This is a genomic window from Nostoc sp. DedSLP03, from assembly GCF_034530815.1.
Taxonomy (GTDB): domain Bacteria; phylum Cyanobacteriota; class Cyanobacteriia; order Cyanobacteriales; family Nostocaceae; genus Nostoc.
In genome coordinates, this window is sequence record NZ_JAVRCK010000078.1 from 25448 (window position 1) to 43194 (window position 17747).

Annotated in this window: 12 protein-coding genes and 1 pseudogene; 5 read left to right on the forward strand and 8 right to left on the reverse strand. The window is 41.8% G+C overall.

Features of this window, described 5'->3' with window-relative positions:
* Positions 1-758: pseudogene (locus tag RM368_RS28730) on the forward strand (serine/threonine protein kinase); the annotation flags it as partial.
* A 322-nt stretch (positions 759-1080) separates the two neighbouring features.
* Here the strand turns inward: RM368_RS28730 and RM368_RS28735 are convergent.
* A complete protein-coding gene (locus tag RM368_RS28735) occupies positions 1081-2679 on the reverse strand; it encodes a peptide ligase PGM1-related protein (RefSeq protein WP_322697212.1) in 1599 nt (532 codons plus the stop codon).
* Between the two features lie 553 nt (positions 2680-3232).
* Between RM368_RS28735 and RM368_RS28740 the strand changes: the two genes are divergently transcribed.
* Entirely contained in the window at positions 3233-4114 is an 882-nt protein-coding gene (locus RM368_RS28740) for an SDR family oxidoreductase (RefSeq protein ID WP_322697213.1), read from the forward strand.
* Positions 4115-4386: 272 nt separating this feature from the next.
* Positions 4387-4644, forward strand: a complete 258-nt coding sequence (locus RM368_RS28745) for a hypothetical protein (RefSeq protein ID WP_322697214.1) — start codon at positions 4387-4389, stop codon at positions 4642-4644.
* Positions 4645-4725: 81 nt separating this feature from the next.
* On the opposite strand, the gene mgtE is transcribed toward RM368_RS28745, so the two are convergent.
* Positions 4726-6126 carry a magnesium transporter gene (gene mgtE / locus RM368_RS28750; protein WP_322697215.1) on the reverse strand — a complete coding sequence of 467 codons (1401 nt, stop codon included), beginning with the start codon at positions 6124-6126 and terminating at the stop codon, positions 4726-4728.
* A 920-nt stretch (positions 6127-7046) separates the two neighbouring features.
* Between mgtE and RM368_RS28755 the strand changes: the two genes are divergently transcribed.
* Positions 7047-10082, forward strand: coding sequence for a PA14 domain-containing protein (locus tag RM368_RS28755; RefSeq protein WP_322697216.1), 3036 nt, complete (start codon positions 7047-7049; stop codon positions 10080-10082).
* A gap of 229 nt (positions 10083-10311) precedes the next feature.
* Here the strand turns inward: RM368_RS28755 and RM368_RS28760 are convergent, their stop codons facing one another.
* The 6 genes from RM368_RS28760 to RM368_RS28785 all read right to left on the reverse strand — a co-directional run bounded on the left by RM368_RS28760 (position 10312) and on the right by RM368_RS28785 (position 15252).
* Entirely contained in the window at positions 10312-11862 is a 1551-nt protein-coding gene (locus RM368_RS28760) for a mercuric reductase (RefSeq protein WP_322697217.1), read from the reverse strand.
* Positions 11863-11934: 72 nt separating this feature from the next.
* Positions 11935-12132: a hypothetical protein gene (locus RM368_RS28765; RefSeq protein WP_322697218.1), complete on the reverse strand. Its 198-nt coding sequence runs from the start codon at positions 12130-12132 to the stop codon at positions 11935-11937.
* Between the two features lie 159 nt (positions 12133-12291).
* Positions 12292-13137 carry a TVP38/TMEM64 family protein gene (locus RM368_RS28770; RefSeq protein WP_322697219.1) on the reverse strand — a complete coding sequence of 282 codons (846 nt, stop codon included), beginning with the start codon at positions 13135-13137 and terminating at the stop codon, positions 12292-12294.
* Entirely contained in the window at positions 13106-13864 is a 759-nt protein-coding gene (locus RM368_RS28775; protein WP_322697220.1) for a TVP38/TMEM64 family protein, read from the reverse strand. Before RM368_RS28775 ends, RM368_RS28770 begins: the two co-directional genes overlap by 32 nt.
* A 279-nt stretch (positions 13865-14143) precedes the next feature.
* Positions 14144-14854: a TIGR04283 family arsenosugar biosynthesis glycosyltransferase gene (locus tag RM368_RS28780; RefSeq protein WP_322697221.1), complete on the reverse strand. Its 711-nt coding sequence runs from the start codon at positions 14852-14854 to the stop codon at positions 14144-14146.
* Positions 14851-15252, reverse strand: coding sequence for a CU044_2847 family protein (locus RM368_RS28785; protein WP_322697222.1), 402 nt, complete (start codon positions 15250-15252; stop codon positions 14851-14853). Before RM368_RS28785 ends, RM368_RS28780 begins: the two co-directional genes overlap by 4 nt.
* A gap of 290 nt (positions 15253-15542) precedes the next feature.
* On the opposite strand from RM368_RS28785, the gene RM368_RS28790 reads away from it, so the two are divergent.
* The coding region (locus RM368_RS28790) for a caspase family protein (protein ID WP_322697223.1) at positions 15543-17747 on the forward strand (2205 nt) is incomplete at its 3' end.

Consider the following 17747-nt stretch of genomic DNA (forward strand, 5'->3'; position numbering starts at 1 on the left):
CATCTGGTTTCAATCAAGGCTCAAATCACGAAACGGTTCCCAGACCATTTGACCCGATTAAGCAAAACCAATCTGAGCAAAGCGTTCCTTCCATTCAGGCGGGACACAACCAAGGCTCAAATCACGAAACCGTTCCCAGACCATTTAACCCAGTTGAGCAAAATCAACAGAGTCCTGTGAATAATCCGAACGCCAGCAAACCTGATGTGACGTTATTTCAACCACGACCAGGATCTAATCAAAGCGGTCAACAAGTACCACCAGATAAGACGTTGTTTCAACCACGACCAGGATCTAATCAAAGCGGTCAACAAGTATCACCAGATAAAACGTTGTTTCAACCACGACCAGGATCGAATCAAAGCGGTCAACAAGTATCACCAGATAAAACGTTGTTTCAACCACGACCAGGATCTAATCAAAATAGATCGCCAGTTCCACCAGATAAGACGTTGTTTCAGCCGCGACCAGGATCTAATCAAAGTAGACCGTCAGTGCAACCAGATGTGACGTTGTATCAGCCACGACCTGCGTCTAATCAAAGCAGAACACAAACACGAGCGGATGATACTATTTACCAACCAAGGCTAAGTGAGCAGCTAACTACGAGAATTACTCCCAATTTCTTGCGAATCGTAGGCGTGGTGTTGGCTATTGGGCTAACTTTAGCCGTAGTAACCTATATATATACGCAATTGCAATCTGGTAAACCGCAAAACAACCAGCAAAATTTACCTAACAGCGATCGGCCCATTTAGAACTAATCGGCGGGGCACAACATATGCCCCTACCCGTGTACTTCATTTACCTGAAATACGCTGTATATATAACTGGCAGACATAATATCATTGGGGCACAAGGCTTGCTGTGCCCCGATCGAGGTTACAAACGACATTCCTTAACTAAGCTGTTACGCAAAAAGAAAAGCACATCAACTGGTGTACCCCTCTGGGGAAGCAAGCTACTCGCAGCGTCTCCTTCAGGAGAGGTTGTCCTTTGTCCTTAGTAAACACAAATGACTAATGACTAATGACTAATGACGGTCTACACGGAGTTTGTGCAATATGTCGGCGCGTTAGCTTATAATTCATCCCAAACTACAGGAAAGGAATAATCTGAAAATGCCGAGAAATCACGATTTTCGTTGCGGGTTTCTTCATCGAGAACTTTGACAACTTTGTTATAAATATCTCGTGCTTGTTGCGGTGAATCACCGATGCTGGTTAATCCCACCTTGCCAAACTGCGAAAGGCAGCCCATAAGATGAAATACTGTACCCGTCTCTGTACCGCTGTCAAAGTGCAGTCTGTGGTGAGCAATGATATCCATCAAATCATTGGGTAATAATCCCTGATAGCGCTCTTTTTGCAGATTATCAGTGGCAATGTAATATTTTGGACGACCTTGTTGACTATAAAATAAACCCGTGGAAAGGTCATAGCGACCGTTTGTTAATAATTTCAGGGTCATGAATGGATGCGTTGTACCGCCTTTACGCAGGTTAATTTCGATCGCCTGAATATCCCAGTCTCCATTACCCTTCTCAACGGCGATAAAATCTACACCAAACCGCTCTAAAGTGCCTTTATCTGCTAGCTTTCTGCCAACTTGAAGTCCCAATTGCTGTAATTGCAATCGATATCTTTCATCAGCAGGAAAGCTGCAACCAAGATAAATCTGACCGTCTGGCCCTCCGAGAATTTGGTCGTGAGTTGACAGGATTTCCACTTCGCCTTGGGGAGTGATCCGTCCTTGAACGCTGGGCGATCGCTTAATTTCCCCTTCCACGAATGCTTCAGCGATTGCCCCTAACTCAGGCATTTTTCCCAAAAAACTATCCCAAGTCTCTTGTTTTGCTTGAAAGCGCATCGTTGATAAGCGATCGCTGATTGCTGCTATCCTTTCGGCATGAGTACCAGTGTTTGGTGCTAAATTCTCAATCGGTCTGAGATCCAACAATGCATTTCCCTCTCCAGAAATGCCCTCGTTAAGTTTTACTACTACCCGTTTTAATGTTGGTTGCCGTTCCCACAAATCAACAGTAGCTTCTGTCAAATCTGTATGGTTCCAAACTTTTTCGCTGCCATCTGGATGCGGTACTTCGCTTTCCTTGAAGATTTCCCGACTGCCACTTTTTGTTCCCCAAATTTGTAAATCTGGTGCAGCCGCATACAGTGGTACACCCAATTTTAAAGACAATTCGCCTTCCCAGTGCGAAGAGTTGTAGCAGATCATAAATGATTTGTCTAGCCTCAAAGATTTCTGAATCCGCTCTAGCAAGCGTGGGCGTTCTAAAATCTTTTGGCTTAGAGGCTTAAAAGAGGAATCGTAAGTAGAAAGTAACAGCAAGCGATTGCGAGCATGAGAAAAGGGAATTCCTGGCAACAATTGCAGATAATAATCAATGATACTTGGATGCAGCGGTACTGATGTTACATAAATCAGTCGAGTTCGGGGATTCCGCAACCGAATTAAGGAAAATAGTAATCTTTCTTCATAATGCTCGCAGCCTTCGATCTTTTGGAGTTCTCCCTGGTCAAGACTCAAGGAGGGAATAATTAAAATATCCGCTTCGCTATTGTCAAATATTTCGCTCGTTTTCCAGCGATCGCGCAGGGTTAATTGTAAGTGGCGAAACTTTTCAACTTGTTCTAACTCGGAAATATTTAATGTTGCCATAACCCATGCCCTCTAATAATCTCAATGTAGCGCACCACGCACCCTTTTGGACGATGTATAGTCGCTGTGTCAAGATTCAGGTAGTTTTGTAAAAAATTCCCGGAAGTCCGCAAGGAGCGATCGAGCTATAGCAACTCGTAAATCGCTGACTTCTTTAATTTCTTTTCCCTCTTAAGGTTGAGCTAATTGCAGCTTAGTTTACCTCTAGGGGGCGATAAAGTAGAGCAACATAATAGTTAATTTGAAAGCAGGTGAAAAAGAGAAATTCTCGATCGCATCGCAGTTGTGTACTTATTTCATGGTCAGGCGTGAGGATAAATAATGTAAGTCGCGTACAGTTGCTAGAAATAAGTAAGTTTGGCAAACATCCAGGATATAAATGCCTAAAATTGCAAATGGCTAGTGAGAGTCGAAGCAAAAAATAAACCTTGGGTTGAATTTTCGATCCAAGGTTTAGTTATGAAATAGGAAATAGGAGAAAGATGGAGTATAACTAGTGCCCAATTCCCCTTTTTCAACACCCATTCAATATTCAATTACCAAGGTAAAACAGATGGCCAAATCAAAAGAACCAAAAGAGAAAAAAGAGCAAAAATTGCAACCACCACAGCAACAAGAAACACCAGGTGTTGAATCAGAAATGACACCAAAACCCAAAGCTGATGATGCTCAGTATCGCGGTAGTGGCAAGTTACAAGATAAGGTAGCATTGATTACGGGTGCAGATAGTGGGATTGGTCGTGCTGTTGCGATCGCATTTGCAAAAGAAGGTACAGATGTTGCTATTCTTTACCTTAACGAACACGATGATGCCAAAGAAACAAAACATTTGGTAGAAAAACAAGGGCGTCGTGCAGTAACAATTGCGGGTGATATTGGCAATGAAAGTTTTTGTCAGCAAGCCATACAACAAACAATTGGTGAGTTTGGCAAACTCGATATTCTCGTCAACAACGCTGCCGAACAACATCCGAAAGAAAGTATTGAAGAAATCACCGAAGAGCAACTAGAGCGAACTTTCCGCACTAATATCTTCTCAATGTTTTTCATGACTAAAGCTGCACTCAAGCATTTACAAACGGGCAGCGCTATCATCAATACCACATCGGTAACAGCTTATAAAGGTAGTCCACAACTACTAGATTATTCCTCTACAAAAGGTGCGATCGTTGCTTTTACTCGCTCCTTATCAAAAAATTTGGTATCCAAAGGAATTCGCGTTAATGCTGTCGCGCCAGGGCCAATTTGGACACCTTTAATTCCCTCAACTTTTCCCGAAGAGAAAGTTGAAACTTTTGGCAAACAAGTACCAATGGAACGAGCCGGACAACCTGAAGAAGTTGCTCCTAGCTACGTATATTTAGCTTCTGATGATGCTTCTTATGTCTCTGGACAAGTGTTACATGTCAATGGTGGAGATGTTGTCAATGGGTAAGTAGAATAGTTAGGAGTTAGGAGTTAGGAGTTATGAGTTAGAAGTTATAAACAAGATATTTTAAACTGAAACTTTTACCTCCTAACTCTAAACTTATAACTTTTAATTTTTACCTCCTAACTCTAAACTTATAACTCTTAACTTTTAACTTTTAACTCCTAACTCTAAACTTATAATTCTACCCTCATGGTCATCCATTGGAGGGATGATTTAATGTCGAAATATTGATAGTCTGTCTAACAGCGTACATTTAAGAAATAATAACTACGTTTATGGCATCTCTTACACCACTGAATGGCAGAGAACTAGTAGATTGTGCTAGAGCAAATGCCCAGCAAGGAATTGAAACTGCTGCTTATCAATGTGGCTATGGTCAAGACCTCAACAAATTTGCCAGAGAACTTAGACAAGCTTGTGAAGACATGAATTTACAAGTGAAAGAACTTAGCGGATTGATTACTGACCAGGACATGATACTGCAATTGGGTACTGGCGAAATTGTTGCTCCAGATACAGAATCAGAATTGTAAAAGTTAAGTTAGTCATTTGTCTTTTGTCATTTGTGCGTTACCAAAAACTAATGACTAATGACTAATGACCAATGACTCTTTTCATAACTTTAAAATTATCCGCGCCAAATTGAAGTAAATCAAAACACCTACAACATCAACTGCTGTGGTGATGAACGGTGCTGACATTAATGCCGGATCTAAACGCAGATAGCGAAATAGAAACGGCAGTGCTGAACCGGAGATCGAAGCTAAAAGAGAAATAGCTACCAGACTAGTGCCGACAGCGATCGCTACTTCTAATCGTCCTTGCAGAAAATAAGCCCAGACAGTAGCGATCGTACCTAACATTGCTCCCAATAGGGCGCCTGCGATCGCTTCTCGGCTGATTACTTGCAATGCACCGCGCGATCGGATTTCATCGGTATTCATCCCGCGAATCACCACTGTGGAAGATTGAGCGCCTACATTACCCCCAGTACCAGTTAACAAGGGAATAAAGGCCGTCAGTGTCACCACTTTTGCTAAAATATCTTCTTGCGACTTAATAATTGTGCCTGTAACGGTATTGGTTACAAGTAAGACTAATAACCAGACAACCCGTTTCCGAGCGATTTCCAGCAAATTCATTTGAAAATAATTATCGCCCCCCGACTGCACGCCACCACCCAAAGCATAGATATCCTCGGTGGTTTCTTGTTGCAGAATATCAATTACATCATCCACCGTAACAATACCTACTAGAAGCTGTTCTCGATCTACTACAGGCACAGCCAAAAAATCATATCTTTGAATTAATCTTGCAACTTCTTCTTGATCTGTATCAGTGTAGACAAACACCACATCGCGGGTCATAATTTCGCCAATCATTTGCTCAGGCTGAGACGTTACTAATTCCCGCAACGATACAATCCCCGTTAAGCGCCTTGCCGCATCCATGACATAAAGATAATAAATCATCTCACTGGCATTAGCTAAGTTGCGAATTCGCTCTAGAGCTTGAGATACTGTCAAATTTTCTTTCAGCGAGATCAACTCTAGCGTCATAATTCGCCCAGCTGTATCAGCTTCATAACCCAATAGTTGGGCTGTAGCTTGACGTTCAGCTGGACTCAGTTGTTCTAGCAAGCGATTGACGACTTTTGCCGGTAATTCATCAAATAACCTAGCTCGGTCATCCGGCGACATTTGATCGACAATATCGCAGACTTCCTGGCTTTTAAGTTCTTCAATTAACCGTTCTTGAACACTGTAGTCGAGATATTCATAAACTTCTATAGCCTCATCCTTAGAAAGCAAGCGAAAAGCCAAAGCGTGCATCGCTTCTGGTAAACCCTCAATCGCCTCGGCGATATCCGCAGGCTGCACGGGTACGAGAATTGATTTTGCTCCTTGCAAGTCTCCTGCTTCTAGGAGCATTTGCAGCTGAGTCCGCACTAAATTTCGCAATTCTCTGCGTGAGAGATTCTGGATGGTAGAGTTTAAATTGTTTGTCTCAGTCAAAGTCCACTTTCCTCTGCCAGTTTGAACAAGGTTGCTGCCCTTAGTCTAGGGGAAAGTGGGAAGGTGCAACGTCAAACTTGTAATTTTTCTGACTTAGAGTAAATTGAAAACTTTTGTAAATGAACCAAAGAGTAGGGTTTTGGGGGGAAGGGAAAAGGTTAAAGGGAAAAAAACTTTATATATCGAGCCTTCCAATCCTTTTCTCTTTTCCCTTTAACCGAGCAGTATTGGATTGTGTTTTCTAGCTTAAATGCATGAATGGTAAGGCTCTTGCAAAAGTTTTTGTTCCACTGATTTTAGGTTATTACTATATTTTTGCTGGTTCTGGTAACAAAGAGATAAAGTAATAGTCAAAATGAAGCATAGATAAATATTAATTTTTTAAATCTTTAAATATTAAAATTTTTCTTTATACAAATTTTATATAGTTAATAAATTTGTCAATATACACATTAGATTATCCGATATTTTGGCATTTTTTATTTAAACATCATCAAAACTTTTATATTCCTTTAAAAAAGGATAGTTCAATATGAATATTTAAACAAAGTTCCATACAGAAGATAGACATAACACCGCCATCTATTGTCAAATGTGTAAGCACTACAAGAATACTTAAGTAATCTATGTAAAGTTATTGCATTTGACTAATTACGCATGTATTTGCTTTCTTAAGCACTGCTTACCTTGCTGATATGCATCTGCACATCAATAAAATTTAGAAGGTATCAAGAATTCAGTAAATTTTTGAAAGAAAACAAAGACTAATATATTCTTCAATTAATTATTCATGATTAGTAATTACTAAATATATATTTATAAGTTAATCAATTGTTAGCTTATCAGTATATTTATATCAAGCTTCATGATGCATTTTTGTTGAAATATTCAATGTTAAATTAATCCTGAAACACTAAATTATGGCATCAAATCAAAACTTATCAACATCTGTAAGTCCAGTAATTACTACTAAATCATCTCTAGAAAGTATTGACCAAGGACAAACCAATATTTCTGCTCGGTCTAGCCTACTCTCTCAAGGAGATGGACTCAAGGCAGAGTATTACGACAACATGGACTTCACCAACCTGAAGGTAACTCGTACAGATCAGACGGTGAACTTTAACTGGCGTGCTGGTTCTCCCGATTCGTCGATTGATGCAGATACTTTTTCAGCGCGGTGGACAGGTCAGGTAGAAGCCAAGTACAGCGAAACTTACAAGTTCTACACCACTGCTGATGATGGTGTGCGACTGTGGGTGAATGGTCAACAAATCATCAATCAGTTTATCGATCAACCTGCCACCGAATCCAGTGGCTCGATCGCATTGGTTGCAGGTCAAAAGTACGATATTAAACTTGAGTACTATGAAAATAAATCCAATGCTGTTTCTCAACTGCGTTGGTCAAGCGCCTCTCAGGCCAAGGAAATCATTCCCCAGTCCCAACTGTATAGTAATGTTGTCAGCACACCTAGTAGTGGGAATGGACTCAAAGGAGAGTACTACGACAACATCGACTTCACTAACCTGAAGATAACTACTACAGATCCGACGGTGAACTTTAACTGGCGCGCTGATTCTCCCGCTCCGTCGATTGATGCAGATACTTTCTCAGTACGGTGGACAGGTCAGGTAGAAGCCAAGTACAGCGAAACTTACAAGTTCTACACTACTGCTGATGATGGTGTACGACTGTGGGTGAATGGTCAACAAATCATCAGTCAATTTGTCGATCAAGCTGCCACTGAATCTAGTGGCTCGATCGCATTGGTTGCAGGTCAGAAGTACGATATTAAACTTGAGTACTACGAAAATAAATCCAATGCCGTTTCTCAACTGCGTTGGTCAAGCGCCTCTCAGGCGAAGGAAATCATTCCTCAGTCTCAACTTTATTCACCAGTTCTTCCGACCACTATCACCTTAGGCTCGTCTTCGATGATTGTGAACGAAGGCAATGGTAGTGTTACCGTCAAACTAATTAGAACTGGAGATTTAAGTAGTACATCTTCAATCAAGTATGCGACTATAGCTAATACTGCTACAAAAGGAGTTGACTATGGCAGTGAAGGCGTTGAAAGTGCTGGAGTCCTAACTTTTGCGCCGGGACAAAGCAGCACACAGATATCGATTCCGATCAATGATGATTCCTCGATAGAACCAGATGAAAGCTTTAATTTTGTCATCGATCAGGCAGAGGGGGCAACACTAGGAGTCCAAAGAACTCTCTCAATTACAATTCAAGACAACGATCGCTCCGGCCTCGATTTCAGTCAGCCAGTAGTTAATGAGGGTGACGGTACTGCCAAGGTGACAGTTATACGGGGCAATGCTTCGGCGGCTGCTAGCGTCAACTACATAACCCAAGATGGGACTGCTAAAGCTGGATCTGACTACCAGGCTGTATCTGGAAGCTTGAATTTTGCAGTCGGACAAACCAGCAACACAATTGTTATCCCCATTCTGAATGACAACGTTGGGGAATCAAATGAAACATTTACCTTGAAGTTCAGTAACCCAGTTGGAGTGCAGTTAACTAATCAACAGACAAGTATCACTATTCTTGATAATGACTCTGGTAATTTTGCTTTAGATACGGTAGCTTCTGGTTTGAATCAACCTACAGCTTTTGAATGGGCACCTGATGGTAACAGTATGTTCATTGCCCAGAAAAATGGGGTAGTGCGAGTCATGAAAAACGGTAGCTTATTATCAACACCATTTACTGATATTCGCGGACAGGTAAATGATACGCGCGATCGCGGTCTGTTAGGCATTGCCGTACATCCAGATTTTGGTAAAAGTCCAAACGGCAATAACTATGTTTATCTGTTGTATACCTACGATCCACCAGAAACTAATACAAGCAATTCTAAGAATAATCCCAATAGCACATTGGACGATCCCGATCAGAATGGGAATCGGACTGCACGCCTAAGTCGCTTCACAGCTGACCCCAATACTAATTACACTACTGCAATTGCTGGCAGCGAAGTTGTACTACTCGGCACAAATGGCACTTGGGCAAATATCAGCCACCCAGATGGAAATAGCACAAATGTTTCACTTGGCTATGCACCATCAGGAATTCTCAACAAAGATACTGGTAAGCCGTTTACCAGCTTGCAGGATTATCTGAATAATCTCGATAAAGTCCAAAATATCCAGAATTTTATAGCCAATGATAGTGAATCTCACTCAGTTGGTTCTGTGCGTTTTGGTACTGATGGTTCTCTATTTGTGAGCTTAGGAGATGGTACTTCCTACAATGGAGTAGACCCCCGAGCAATTCGCGTCCAAGATAAGAATAATCTATCCGGCAAGATTTTGCGGATTGACCCGATTACTGGTAAAGGCTTATCAAGCAATCCTTTCTACAACGGTGACGCCAATAGCAATATTTCCAAAGTTTATGACTACGGTCTGCGTAACCCCTTCCGTTTCACAATTGATAAAAAGACCAATACTCCCGTAATTGGTGATGTTGGCTTCGGTACTTACGAAGAGGTGAATGTCGGAAAACCAGGAGCTAACTTTGGCTGGCCATTCTATGAAGGTGGCCTTGATGCAAATGGTAATGTCGTCAGTCTGAAACAACCAGCCTACGCTAATTTAGATGCAGCAAAAGCCTTCTATAATAGTGGCTCATCTGTTACAGAACCACTGTACACCTACAAGCATTCTGGTTCTAATTCGATCCTGGTGGGTGACTTTTACACAGGTAGTACTTTCCCTGCAATCTATCAAGGTGCCTTATTCATTGGTGATTTCAGTCAAGGAACTATCGATGCTTTGATATTAGATAGTCAAGGTAAAGTTACCTCAGTTAAGCGGTTTGCTTCCCAAACAGACAGGCCTAATCTCGGACTGCCTACACAAATCACCACTGGCCCTGATGGTAATCTGTATTATGCAAACTTGACCGGAGGCGAGATCGATCGTTTCCGACCTGTGTAGAGATAAATACAGTTTAATGTGAGTTCGACAAGCCCTTTTTTGACCTCTCCCCCAACCCCTCTCCGACACGGAGAGGGGAGCCAAAACCCTAATTTCTTGTTGCTCCTCCCTTTCCCCGTGGGAGAGGGAGGTTGGGAGGGAGAGGTTCATCGAACTCACGTTGGTTTAGAGATGACATAAAAATTATCAGTTATCAGCGAACAGTTATCTGACCGTTCGCTGATTTTGCTTAAGATAACTTTGTCAGAAATCCCAACAATTTTTTGGTATTTGATGTCAGAAGTGTTCGACGATAAGCATCAGCGGCTTTTTTAATTGCTTCGGCTTGAGTGGGATAAGGATGAATTACACTGCTTAACTTGCTCAAACCAATTTTATTCACCATTGCCGTAGTTACTTCTGATATCATCTCACCCGCGTGACTGGCGACAATAGTTGCACCGATAATTTCATCAGACCCCTTTTTGTGGTGAATTTTGAGAAATCCTAAGTCTTCACCATCTGCGATCGCTCGGTCTACACTACTAAAAGGAATCTCAATCGTTGTCACTTCAATACCCAATTTCTGCGCCTCGTGTTCGTACAACCCTACGTGGGCAATTTCTGGGTCAGTATAAGTTACCCAAGGCATCACCAAACTACTGAGTTTCGAGCGTCCTAAACCAAAGGGAGAAAACAGGGTATTTTTAATTACAATCCGCGCTGCGGCATCAGCAGCATGGGTGAACTTCCAGTTCATGCAGATATCGCCAGCTGCATAAATTTTGGGATTGGTCGTTTGCAGGTAATCATTTACCTTCACACCTTTGTGCTTGTCATATTCTACACCCACAGCTTCTAAATTTAGATTTTCGACATTTGGCGATCGCCCCGCACCAACTAAAATTTCATCGACTGTCACCGAATCTCGATGACCGTTAGAGGAAAAGTAAAGGCGTTTTCCTTCAGTAACAGTTACCACTTCTTCCAGCTTGGAATCGAGTACTACGCGAATTCCTTCGTTAATCAAAACCTTTTGGAGTATTTTAGCGACATCAGGGTCTTCTTTATTTAGGAGATGAGAACCGCTATGGAAAAGCACCACCTCACAACCCAAACGCCGGAAAGCTTGCGCCAATTCGCAACCAATGGGCCCGCCACCAATCACCGCCAAACGTTCCGGTCGTTGAATTAGAGAAAAAATCGTTTCATTGGTTAGATAACCCGCCTGTTCAATTCCTGGAATCGACAGTTGTGCAGCTCTTGCGCCAGTTGCAATTACAGCTTTTTTAAACTTAAGGGTTTTATCGCCAACTTCCACCGTATTTTTACTTGCAAATCGACCGCTACCCAAAAAGACATCGACACCCAACTTTTGAAACCGTTCCGCCGAGTCGTTAGGGCTAATATCAGCTCTTATCTTCCGCATCCTGGCCATAACTTTGGGAAAATCAACATCAATATTATGTTGGGGAATATTAACTCCCAAGTCTTTAGCATCCCAGATTTCGCCAACAACGCGGGCAGAGCGAATAACAGTTTTAGATGGTACGCAACCAACATTTAAGCAATCTCCACCCATAAGATGCTTTTCAATTAACGCCACCTTTAAACCCAAATCCAGACCCGCAGCCCCCGCCGCCACGACTAATCCCGCCGTTCCAGCCCCAATTACTACCAAGTCGTAAACATCGGCAGGTTGAGGATTAACCCAATTTGGCGGATGGACGTAAGACACCAACTTTTGGTTATACTCGTCTATTGGGCGAACTGTAACTATTTCTAAATCTGAATTGGTCATTAGCAAAACCTCTTTTAAAATTAAGAATCCTGATTCATTTAGGCAGTTCAGTCTTTTCTTTTTTATGCTTGTTTAATAAGAAATACAGCCTTTGAATTGTTTTGTCAGTTTGGGAATTGACAGATACGATTGAACCTTTCCTGTATAAACCTTTTCAAATCTCGTTTCCAGCAAGAGGCTAGAAATGCACTTCAATTGCGGTTCTGCCGCCAGCAAGGGAGGCGGAGCCTCTAGAACGGCATTCCCAGTCTGAGACTGGGAACGAGACATACACCGTAGCCTTTATAAGGGGGTAATTTGACTGTGTGTACTTTAGCCCATTAGCAAGGGGATTCAGGGGGTGAAATGACTATGGGAATCATAACTAATTACGCGGACATGATATTACAGCAATTTCCAGTTGACATAGACTTGTACAGTGGTGCTACTCTACAATTCTTCTTCTAAAGCTTTGCGCGCAATCCGGGTTACATAAACTGTAACGGCGACTGTCGCAAACAAACCCAAGATGCGAATTGCCCATTGTAAAGTCGGGTTGGTAGGTTGAGCTTCAGTGCCAATCATCGCCAGATTACCTGCAAGGGAACCAATATAAACATACATAATGGTTCCAGGAATCATCCCTAGAGAGCCGATAAAGTAATCTTGAAGTGAAACTCCCGTGATGCCAAAGGCATAGTTGAGCAAATTGAAAGGAAATATTGGGGATAGTCGCGTTAACAGGACAATTTTTAATCCTTCTCTACCTACCGCTTGGTCAATGGCGACAAATTTTTTGTTATCTGCGATTTTCCGAGCAATCCAACTTCTTGCTAAATAACGTCCGACGAGAAAAGCAGCTGTAGCGCCAAGGGTTGCACCGATAAACACGTAGAGAGAACCCCAAACTGCACCAAAAATTACACCAGCTCCCAAGGTGAGAATAGAACCTGGGAAAAAAGCGACGGTGGCAATAATGTAAAGGGCAATAAAAGCTATGGCTCCCACCGCACCCAGGCTTTCAATCCACTGCAAGGCTTCGCGTAAAATTGTTTGGGGATTGAAAGAATTTGGATTTGCAGATTCTTGTGCCAAAGCTGGGTCTGTGTTAAATGCGAAAGCACTCGCCAATATTAGTAATATTAATACAGTTAGCCTAAAAAACTTCTGTAAGTTTTTAGTATTAATAATACTTTTAACACTTCGGCTTCGCTCAGTGTTAAAGCCGAGCGGAGTCGTTCGCGTAGCGTCTCGCAGAGAGGCTTTAAATATCTGAATGATTGTTAGTTTTTTCATGGGTTGTGATTTCTTCTACTGCCACACTTTGAACTAATGCTTTCTGAGCAACTTTTGTGATATATACAGTTACAGCAACGGTAGCAATCAACCCAACTATTCGCATTATCCATTGCCAGACTTGAGTTTCTGGAGTAATTGGTTGATGAGAGGTGTTAATCGTGGCAAGATTACCAGCTAAAGAACCAATATAAACGTACATCACAGTACCGGGAATAATGCCGAAGGAACCTAATATATAGTCTTTGAGAGAAACCTGTGTTATCCCAAAAGCATAATTTAATAAATTGAAGGGAAAGATAGGCGAAAGACGAGTTAGCAAAACAATTTTCCATCCTTCTTTAGCAACTGCTAAATCAATGGCTTTAAATTTAGGATGTTTGTCCATTTGTCGAGAAACCCAATCTCGCGACAGGTAGCGTCCAACCAGAAAAGCCAAGATTGCTCCGAGTGTTGCAGCAATTAGCACATATATCGATCCCCAAAATACACCAAACAGACAACCACCGTTGAGCGTTAGGAGGGAACCCGGTATAAATAGTAATGTTGCCAAGTTGTAAATGAGTATGTAGGCGATAGGCCCAAAAGCACCAAGACTGTGAACCCAAATGATTGAGGTTTGTAAAAGTTTCTGAAAGTTGAACTGTTTAGCGGCAATTATTAGAGCGACAATGAGGCAACTTAGGAGTATTAATTTGAGTTTGGAATTTAATAAACGCTTGTTCATTTTTATAAGTTTCACCTTTCGAGGTTCAATGTTGACCTTCTGAGGCTCAATGTTGACCTTCCAAGGTTAAATGTTGACCTTCTGAGGTTCAATGTTGACCTTCCGAGGTTCAATGTTGACCTTCTGAGGCTCGATGTTGACCTTTTGAGGCTCGACGTTGACCTTCTGAGGCTCGACGTTGACCTTCTGAGGCTCGACGTTGACCTTCTGAGGCTCAACTTTAAAACTTTAACCCCAAATCCAATGCCTCTAAGATATATTACCTACATGAGAATCAGCTTAAAGCCTCTTCAATTTTTCTCGGCGATACCAGCTACAAATTCGCTCAGGTGAAACGCCAAGCAAATAAGCAATAATTACTATTTGATTGAGTAGCGTAGTTTTTAATACTCCCTTTTGCAACCATCTACGGGCTGAGGTGACAACTGGTGTGGGAATAATTACAACACGTCCGATGCGTTTTAGACGACGCATGAGTTCAAAGTCTTCCATGATAGGCAATTCGGGAAAACTGCCTATTTTTTGAAATACTTCCTTTGTTAAAAAAATTGCTTGGTCGCCATAGGGCATTTGATAAAAATGCGATCGCACATTTACTCCCCACTCCACCCATCGTAAACTTAAAAGTGAGGCATCAATCCGCAACTTAAAAGCACCAGCTACAATCCCAGGTTGTTGTAGCGCTGTGCGAATCATCTCATCAAACCCCGTTGGCAAATGGGTATCCGCATGGAGAAACAGCAGAATCTCACCGCTAGCCGCTACAGCACCCGCGTTCATTTGCACAGCACGACCGGAAGATGATGAAATAACTTTGACATTTAAAGATTGAGCAATTTCTACCGTGCTGTCATTTGAGCCACCATCCACTACAATCACTTCTATACTTGTACTGGGTTGGGTAGTTGCGATCGCTTCTTTGATATTTACCGCTTCATTAATAGCCGGAATAATAATCGAAATTTTAGCAGCGCCAATACTTTGACTCATGATTGCTGAGTTTGTTTTTCCGGTTGGTCAGGAAACGAACACTCTACCGTTACCTTAAGATTACTTTCAGCCGTGCCTTTAGTTATGTAAGGTATACCTGCTTCACCGCCAACTTTGATGCCAAATTCTAGAGTGACTTTATCAATATTAGCAACAGGGATTTTCTTAAAAGCATTGAGTGAATAAACAGTGTAAGCCCGAATTGTACCTTCAATTGCTTGAAAATTTTGCACTATCTGTTTTTGTGCAGCATCAGCATTCCATCCCTTATCAATTAGTGCTTCTTCTTCTCCCTCTGGAGAAACTTCGGTAATGACTGGTGGAGCATCTATATTATCTGTAGCTTCAATGTAAATAATCGTGCCATCTTCTAAATGAATGGGTGTGAGTTGAGTCATAGAATAAATCTCGCTGAAAAGAATTGCGTGTAGGGTAGTCCATCTGACTTTTCACGGCATCTGGAAAACCTCTCTCTAAATCTCTCTCCTTTTAGGAGAGAGACTTTGAATTTCCCCCTTCCCGCGTCGGGAAGGGGGTTAGGGGGTTAGGTTTTTCGTGGACTTTTCCACATAACGTGAAAAGTCAGGGTAGTCCAGCAGTGCTTATCTACAAAATTTTACGGAAAATGCGGTAAATTTCTTGTAGAAGCTGGAAATAATGCGACTAAACTATCATAAAGCTTACTAATATGAGTCGAGACGCTTTGGTGGTGGGAATTAATACGTATGACCGCTTAAAGAGTCTTAACGCGCCAGCTGCCGATGGTGAAGCGATCGCTCAAATCTTACAACAATATGGTGAATTTAAAGTAACGCGGCTGCCAGCTGTCAAAGATAAGGAAAACCAGACGATTCGCATTGGTAAGCAAACTAAAGTTAGTTTAACTCAGTTAGAAAAAGCGATCGTCCAATTGTTTAAGCCAGATGGGAAGCCGCCAGACACAGCGCTACTGTATTTTTCTGGTCATGGATTGCGGAAAAATTTAGGAATTCAGGAAGGCTTTTTAGCAACGAGTGAAGTCAACCCGGAGGCGGGTAATTGGGGATTATCTCTACAATGGCTGCGACGACTGTTGCAAGAAAGTGAAGTCAGACAACAAATTGTGATTTTGGATTGCTGCTATAGCGGAGAAGTGCTAAATTTTGCAGAGGCAGATCCAGGCGATCGCGGTAAAGGTAGAGACAGGTGTTTTATAGCGGCTTCTCGTGATTTTGAAGTAGCTTTTGAAGATATTAACAGCCAACACAGCGTTCTCACTGCTGCACTGCTGAAAGGTTTAGAATCAAAACAAGACCGTTGGGTGAGTAACTACACTTTAGTAGACTTGCTCAATCAAGAACATCACCCCTTTCCCCAGCGTCCCATTTTTGCTAACTCTGGTGAAGCAATTAATCTCACCCGCAAATGGAATTCCTCTCTTGTTAACCCCACAGTACAGATATCACCTATTTGTCCTTACAAAGGGTTGTCTTATTTTGATTGTACAGAAGCAGATGCGAAATTATTTTATGGCAGAACAGCGTTAACAGACGAATTATTAGAAAAAGTGCGATCGGGTAATTTCCTCGCTGTCTTGGGAGCATCAGGAAGTGGTAAATCTAGTGTTGTCAGAGCCGGTTTACTTTATCAATTAAAGTTAGGACGTAGATTATCAGGTAGCGATACTTGGCAGTTGAAAATATTTCGACCAGGGATTAATCCCTTACAAAATTTAGCACTGGCATTTGTAGAATCAGAATTATCAGATATCGAACGCGCATCACAATTAGCTCAAGCAGAAGAATTAATTGCCAAAGGTGCAGTTGGTTTAGGACAGATTATTACTGCTGCACAAACTCAGCGCGTAGTGCTAGTGGTAGACCAGTTTGAGGAAGCTTTTACTCAATGTCAAGACATTACAAAACGACAGCAATTTTTTGAATGTGTGCTAAGTGCTTTACAACGGAATGACAATAAACTCTGCCTAATAATCACAATGCGCGCTGATTTCTTTGGTAAATGTCTCGAACAAGAGTATGGCGGACTAGCTAAGAAAATTCAAGAGCATTTAGTAACAGTAACACCGATGAATCGGGAGGAATCAGAAACAGCAATTATCAAACCGGCTGAACAGGTGAACTTAGCAGTAGAACCGGAATTAGTTTCTCAAATGATTGCCGATGTAGAAGATTCACCGGGGAGTTTACCGTTGTTGCAGTATACGCTGACAGAATTATGGCAGCAAAGAACTGAAGAACGGTTAACCCTGACTATGTATAGCAAACTAGGTGGAGTCAGAGGAACCCTGCAAACACGCGCTACAGAAGTTTATGAGTCATTATCACTTGAGGAACAGCAAGCAACAAAGCGGATTTTTTTAGAATTGACGCAGTTGGGAGAAGGAACAGAAGATACGCGCAGACAAGTTGTGCAACGAGATTTAGTTAGTTCGCAGTATTCAGAAGCTTTGATTAATAAAGTAATTCAACAGTTAGCTGATGAGAAGCTAGTTGTCACCAGTATTTTATCTAATCAAATTGCTGTGGTAGATGTAGCACATGAAGCACTGATTCGCCATTGGTTGCTATTACGCAAATGGATTGAGGAAAGTCGGGATGTATTGCGACAAAAGCGGAAAATTGAAGTTGCGGCTGTGGAGTGGCGAGATAGAGGAAAAGGGAAAGATTATCTGCTTCAGGGGAAACGGTTGACAGAGGCGAAAGTTTTTCATAAAGGACAAGCGGAAAGTTTGAGATTATCCAACCAGGCTGAAGAGTTTATTCAAGCAAGTAGCAGACAAAAGCGGAATAATAGCTTGCAGTCTATTGGTTCTTCCTTAATTATTCCATTAATTTTCTTAATATACCCCTCTTCTGTCACTCTCCGGAATAAGCAAATAGTAAAAAAGCGAAAT